This is a genomic window from Mesorhizobium sp. M2A.F.Ca.ET.037.01.1.1 (genome assembly GCF_003998075.1).
Taxonomy (GTDB): domain Bacteria; phylum Pseudomonadota; class Alphaproteobacteria; order Rhizobiales; family Rhizobiaceae; genus Mesorhizobium.
In genome coordinates this window covers 1-6,585 of sequence record NZ_RZSA01000302.1, presented here as the reverse complement: position 1 = coordinate 6,585, position 6,585 = coordinate 1, and the positions used below count along the sequence as shown (strand labels likewise).

Here is a 6,585-nt window from a genome sequence, read left to right as displayed (position 1 = left end):
CTCGATGGCGATGCCGCCGTCACTGTCGCCGAGCTTGTCCCCGCGGTCGTTGGCTGGGCGCGTGGGCCGATGTCGACGATCTTCGGCGGCTGCCTCGAGGATCCTCGAGTCAGCATTCGCGAGGCTGATGTCGGTCAGCTGATAAGGGTGCGGAAAGCCGCTTGGGACGCCATCCTGCTCGACGTCGACAATGGTCCCGAGGGCATCGTCTACAAGGGCAATGACTCGCTCTATGACGCGGCCGGGCTGGCTGCCGCTAGCGCCGCCTTGAAGCCAGGCGGCGTGCTGGCGGTCTGGTCGCAGGGACCGGACGGCGGCTTCACCTGGCGGCTGAAGCAGGCAGGCTTCGCGGTCGAAGAGGTCAACACGCGCGCCCACGGCAAGCGCGGCGCCCGCCATGTTATCTGGGTTGCGACCAACCGGCCCTGACGCTTTCCGTCACAGCTGCGGCGGATTTACGCTTTGTTACGGCCGATCGTGCAGGATCGCGAAAATTCTCCAAGGCTTCGCAACCACCATGACCGTGCAAGGCACCGGTTGGAAAAATCATCTCCTGCTTGCGGCATGCGCCACGCTGGTGGTGTTGACCGTCAACGCGGTTTCCGGCTTCCCAACCCTTGCGAATAATGGCGCGGACAATGACAGCATGCTGCGGCTGGTCGAGGTCCGCGACCTGCTCGCCGGGCAGGGCTGGTTCGATCTCCATCAATACAGGATGGGCACGGCAGGCGGTTTCGTCATGCACTGGTCCCGGCTGGTGGACGCGCCGCTCGCATTGCTTGTCATGGTCTTCGACGCGCTGGGCGCCGGCGCCGCCACCGCCGAACGGGCAGCGCGGATCATCTGGCCGACCACGCTCTACGGACTGACCATATTCGTGCTCATGCGCGCCTCGCGGCGCTTCGCCGGCGCCGACGTCGCGATGCCATCGCTCATCCTGTCGACGGCCGCGCTTTTCTTCCTGATGGTCTACAGCCCCGGCGTGATCGATCACCACAATGTCCAGCTGCTGCTGACGGCGGCCAGCCTTTGGCTTCTGATGGAAGCGCCCTTCTGGCGGCCTGCCGCCCTGCTGTCGGGCATTTGCGCCGGCCTGACGCTCGCTGTCGGCATGGAAACCGCTCCCTATGTGGCGACGCTCGGCATCTGCGCTGCGGTCCTGTTCATCCTCGACGATAAGGAGCACGCCACCGCGCGAGGCTTCGGCCTTGGATTTGCCGGTGTCGCCTTGCTGGTCTTCGTGGCGACCATCCGGCCTTCCGACTGGCGCGTCGCCCAATGCGACGCCTTCTCATCCTTCCAGTTCGCCGTAGCGGCGCTTTCCGGATTTGGCCTCGCGATCGCCTCGACATTGACCGCATCGACGGTTCGGGCACGGTTCGTTTCGATGCTGGCGCTGGCCGCGGTGGTCGCGGTGACTGTGATAGCGGCCTTCCCGCAATGCCTGGCATCGCCCTATGCGGGCATGGACGAGCGCATCCGCACCTTTTGGCTGGCCGACGTGGTCGAAGCGCAGCCCTTCTGGAGCGTCGCCATCCACCAGCCCAAGCTGATGGCGGCGCGCTATGTGACGCCCTTCATCGCGATCCTTCTGATCGGCTTTCAGCTGCGAAGCCGTCGCCTGCGCCGCGAGGAGATGCTTGCCGCCATCCTGCTTGTCGTCGCCTTCGGCGTCAGCCTCTGGCAGGTGCGCGGCTCGACCTTTTCCGTCGCCTTCGCCGTGCTGCCGCTCTCGGCCTGGATCACGCAAATCCGCCTCAGGGCCAGCGCCGCGCCCTCTTGGCGGATCTCCACCGCCATCGTCATGGCGTGGCTGGTCTCGCTCAATGCGACCTGGGCCGGGGTAGCGGTGGCGGCGCAATCCGTGGTCCAGAAGGCACCGCAGCGGGTGAATTCCGATCCCGACCATGCCTTGACCTGCGGCAAGCCGGCCGACTTCCTCGATCTGGCCGTCATGCCGGCGACGACGGTGCTTGCTTCGTCCAATCTCGGCTCGGGGATATTGATGTTCACCGAACACCGGGCGCTGGCTGGCCCTTACCACCGCAATGTCGCCGGCAATCTCGCCATGCTCGATGCTTTCATGGGAACGCCGGAAGCAGCCCGCGCCGTCATCCAGCGCGAGCAGGTGGCATTGGTCGCGATCTGTCGAGGCAACACGGAAGAGATATCGCTGGGCTTGGACGCGCCCAAGGGCCTTGCCGCGGCATTGCTGCGGGGCGACCTGCCGGCATGGCTTGAACTGGACCAGTCGACCGCGGGCAAGCCGATCGAGATCTACAAGGTCCGTTGAATATCGGCTTGCGGCCAAATCAGCACCGTCGCCGGGTGCCTCGCAACGCCCTTGCTTTGCGCCGATGCAACATCACCTCGTGATTGGAAGCCGCGATTGAAGTCAGTCCGTGGATCATTGCAATCCAGCCTGTGCTTTGGTTAGCATTCCGCACGGTCGGCGATATATCTATTCAAGAAATTTGGGTTCGGGGTTCTTCGGATTGGGGAAGGTTATCCATGTCGGTCATAGACGGCGCGGCGGCGCCAGCATCAGCCAGACAAACGCTGCAGCATGTTGTCTCCCACATGGTGGAGGCGGTGAACCGCGCCACCTTCGTGGAAAAGCCGTTCTGGCATCTTGAGATGACGGATATCTTTCCGGCGGACCTCTACCAGCGCATGCGCGCAGCCATGCCGGAGGCGCGCGAATATCGCGCGCTCAAGGGCCGCCACAATGTGAACATCAAGGCCGACGGCACCGCGACGCGGATCAAGATCGACCTTTATCCCGAATATATCCGCCATCTGCCAGCTGAGAAACGGGCCGTCTGGGCCTTGGTCGGCAAGGCATTGCACGCGCCGGAACTGAAGGATGCCTTCATGCGCCGCCTTGCCCCGGGCCTGGAGCGCCGGTTCGGCTCGGATTTCATGAAGGTCGGCATGTATCCGGTGCCGATGCTGACGCGAGACGTGGCGGGCTACAAGATTGGCTTCCACACCGACACGAAATGGAAGGGCATCACGGTCCAGTTCTATTTGCCGGAGGACGACTCGATCAACCATATCGGCACCCGCTTCGCCGAGCGCATGCCGGACGGGCGTTTCGAGAATTCGCACCGGATGTCGTTTTCGCCGAACACGGGCTACGCCTTTGCGGTCGGCACCGACACCTGGCACGCGGTCGACACTGTCGGGCCGGAAGTCCGCACCCGCGACAGCATCCTTCACACCTATTTCGTCGACAACACAGCGACACTCAAGATCCGCAACCGGAGCAAGCGCGCCGCCAATTTCGCGATGAACGAAGTCCGCCACGTCGGCCGGTAATCTCCCAGCGCTCGTGTCTTGTTCAGTCCTGATGCAGGATGAATTCCAAATAGAGGTTGCGCTGCAGGATCGAATGGTTGTCGTCGGATACCAGCGACACCATCAGCGCGCCATCGTCGCGGGTCCAGACGTCGAGCCCTTCCATATTGTCGATCTGGTAGCCCAGATCGGCCTCCATCAGCACTGGCCCGTCGGCGACCGCGCCCTTCTCGACGCTCTCGCCATAGATGCGCCGCAGCCGCATCTTCACCCCGCGCGCGATCGAGAAACTGCGTTCCAGAAGCAGCAGGTCGCCGTCCGGCAGGAAGGCTCCGTCGGTTATGTCGAAATCGCCATTGCGCTTGATGGTGAAGACGCCTTTGTGCGGCCCTTCGATAATGGCGGCGTAGACGTTGCCCGCCTTGTCGAGGCTCCTCTCCGAAACCACGACCAGCCCGCCCGCATGCTGACCGTAAGGGTTGGCATGGGCGACGGTCTCGAAGCCGCGGTTCTGGCGCAACTCGTGGGCGGGAACCAGATAGTCGAGCTGCCGGATCGGCGCTTTCATATTGTCGGGGTCGATCTTGAACTGGGCGACGCGCTGGTCGCGCTCGAAGCCGACGGTTGCGATGCCGTCCTTCACCGCGAGCCCTTCCGCGTCGACCTTCCATTTCCGGTCGATCGGCCGCCCCGAAGCGTCGACCATCTGCTGCATGCGGAAATTCTTGACACCCGAGGGTCGCTTGCCGGCGTCATGCGCGATCGTGCCGAAGAACCAGAAGCCGGTGTCGGCGACCCCGATGAAGTCGCTGCCCGGCTTCAAGAAACGAAGCGCCGACAGCGCGCCGAAATCGCGCGCCGGCGAGGTCATCTCCAGCCCGCCGACGAATTCGAACGGCCCGAACCGCGTCTCGTCATGGCCGATTTGGAACTGGGTGATCGGCCGCGCTGAAATCTCGACGGTCTCGACGGGAGCTCTCTGGGCGGCAATGGCCGGCGAGGCGCAGATCAGCACGCAGGCGAAGAGCGTCCGCCGCGCACGCCGCCCCGAAAACATCATCCGGCGCGCCGCAACCCGCCGCGGCGCGTGTCGCGCGCGCTTTCCTCGCCGAACAGCGAGGCGAGCTGCTCGGTCATGGCCCCGGCCAGTTCCTCGGCGTCGACGATGGTGACGGCGCGGCGGTAGTAGCGCGTGACGTCGTGGCCGATGCCGATGGCCAAAAGCTCGACCGGCGAACGCGTCTCGATCAGCTCGATGACCGCCCGCAGATGCCGCTCCAGATAATTGCCCGGATTGACCGAGAGGGTGGAATCGTCGACCGGCGCGCCGTCCGAGATCATCATCAGGATCTTGCGCTGCTCGGGCCGGCCGATCAGCCGGTTATGCGCCCAAAGCAGCGCCTCGCCGTCGATGTTTTCCTTGAGCAGGCCCTCACGCATCATCAGCCCGAGATTGCGCCGGGCGCGCCGCCATGGATGATCGGCGGACTTGTAGATGATGTGGCGCAGGTCGTTAAGCCGGCCGGGATTCGGCGGCTTGCCGTCCTTCAGCCATTTCTCGCGCGCTTGCCCGCCCTTCCAAGCGCGGGTGGTGAAGCCGAGGATCTCGACCGAGACGCCGCAGCGCTCCAGCGTGCGCGCCAGGATGTCGGCGCAGGTCGCCGCGACGGTGATCGGCCGGCCGCGCATCGAACCCGAATTGTCGAGCACCAGCGACACCACCGTGTCACGGAACTTGGTGTCGCGCTCCTGCTTGAAGGACAGCGGCTGCATCGGATCGATGACGACACGCACGAGGCGCGCCGGATCGAGATAGCCTTCCTCAAGATCGAAATCCCAGGAGCGGTTCTGCTGCGCCATCAGCCGGCGCTGCAGCCGGTTGGCCAACCGCCCGACAACGCCGGACAGGTTGGCAAGCTGCTTGTCAAGGAAGGCGCGCAGCCGGTCGAGCTCCTCTTCCTCGCAAAGGTCCTCGGCCCCCACCGTCTCGTCGAAGGCGGTGGTGAAGACCTTGTAGTCGATCTCCTTCGGCAGGTTGAGGAACGGGTTGTCGTTGCGCTTGGCCTCGCCGGGCGTCTCAGCGTCGGAATCGTCCTCGTCCGAGAGGTCGTCCGATGTGGCGTCGGTCGCTTCCGTCTCGGCCGACTCTTCCTCGTCGGCTGAAGCTTCGGCCTCTTCCGACTGCGACTGCTCGGAGCCTGAATCCTCCTCGCCGCCTTCCTCGCTCTGTTCGTCTCCCTGCTGCTCGTTCTCTTCGTTTTCCTCGGAGTCGTCGGTTACCTGGTCGTCGCCGAGTTCCTCGGCCATCTCCATGGAAACCAGCATGTCGCGCACGACGCGGGCAAAGGCCTGCTGGTCCTCCAGCTTGGCCGACAGGCCGTCGAGGTCGCCGCCCGCCTTTTCCTCGACCCAGGGGCGCCAGAGATCGACGAGCCGCTCGGCGCTCTTCGGGATCGCGCGGCCGGTGAGTTTTTCGCGCACGATCAGCGCGATCGCTTCCTCCAGCGGCGCGTCGGCCTTGTCCCTGACGTCGACGAGGTTGGCCTTGGCGTATTTGTCCTCGAGCATCGAGCCGATATTGTCGGCCACGCCCTGCATGGCGCGGCTGCCGATCGCCTCGACGCGCGCCTGCTCGACGGCGTCGAAGATGGACCGCGCCAGCTTGCCTTCCGGCGCCAGCTTGTTGTGGATGCGCTGATCGTGGCAGGCGCGCTTCAGCGCCATGGAATCGCCGATGCCGCGGGTGATCGCGATGTCGTTGCGGGAGGCCTTCTTCGGCAGCTCGGGCAGCCGGGCTCGGTTGCCGGCCAGCGCCGGCCGGTCCTTGGCGAAGCCGACCTCGAGATCCTTGTCGCCGGCGACGGCGCGCATGCAGACCGTCACGGCGCGCTTGAAGCTGTCCGCTTCAGACCCGTTCTTCGGCTTGTTGCGCGTGTTGTCGCCCGGACCCGCCATTGATCATTCCCTGCGCGTTTTCGTGCTGAACGGCCGGAGGCCTTTCAGCTGCGCGCCTAGCCCAGCACCACGTTGGCAGCGCTCTCCGGCAGGTCCTCGCCGAAGGCGCGCTGGTAGAACTCGGCCACCACCGAACGCTCCAGCTCGTCGCATTTGTTGAGGAAGGTCAGCCGGAACGCCATGCCGATATCGCCGAAGATCTCGGCGTTCTCGGCCCAGGTGATGACGGTGCGCGGGCTCATCACGGTCGACAGGTCGCCATTGATGAAGGCCGAGCGCGTCATGTCGGCGACGCGCACCATCTTGTTGACGATGTCCCTGCCCTTGTTG

At 64.8% G+C, this 6,585-nt stretch carries 5 protein-coding genes and 1 pseudogene; 3 read left to right on the top strand and 3 right to left on the bottom strand.

Features of this window, described 5'->3' with window-relative positions:
* From EOA27_RS16615 to EOA27_RS16605, 3 genes and pseudogenes are all read left to right on the top strand, one after another.
* A pseudogene (locus EOA27_RS16615) lies at positions 1–429 on the top strand (hypothetical protein); the annotation flags it as partial.
* Between the two features lie 88 nt (positions 430–517).
* Entirely contained in the window at positions 518–2,293 is a 1,776-nt protein-coding gene (locus EOA27_RS16610) for a GtrA family protein (protein WP_127256711.1), read from the top strand.
* A 218-nt stretch (positions 2,294–2,511) separates the two neighbouring features.
* A complete protein-coding gene (locus EOA27_RS16605; protein WP_126080998.1) occupies positions 2,512–3,321 on the top strand; it encodes a hypothetical protein in 810 nt (269 codons plus the stop codon).
* A 22-nt stretch (positions 3,322–3,343) separates the two neighbouring features.
* Here EOA27_RS16605 and EOA27_RS16600 read toward each other — a convergent pair whose 3' ends face one another.
* The 3 genes from EOA27_RS16600 to EOA27_RS16590 all read right to left on the bottom strand — a co-directional run.
* Positions 3,344–4,360 (bottom strand): esterase-like activity of phytase family protein, encoded by a 1,017-nt coding sequence (locus tag EOA27_RS16600; RefSeq protein ID WP_189343058.1) that lies wholly within the window; start codon positions 4,358–4,360, stop codon positions 3,344–3,346.
* Positions 4,357–6,255 (bottom strand): cobaltochelatase subunit CobT, encoded by a 1,899-nt coding sequence (gene cobT, locus EOA27_RS16595; protein ID WP_126080997.1) that lies wholly within the window; start codon positions 6,253–6,255, stop codon positions 4,357–4,359. The genes EOA27_RS16600 and cobT overlap by 4 nt, the downstream gene beginning before the upstream one ends.
* A gap of 56 nt (positions 6,256–6,311) precedes the next feature.
* A partial coding sequence (locus tag EOA27_RS16590; RefSeq protein WP_189562042.1) for a CbbQ/NirQ/NorQ C-terminal domain-containing protein occupies positions 6,312–6,585 on the bottom strand: 274 nt, incomplete at its 5' end.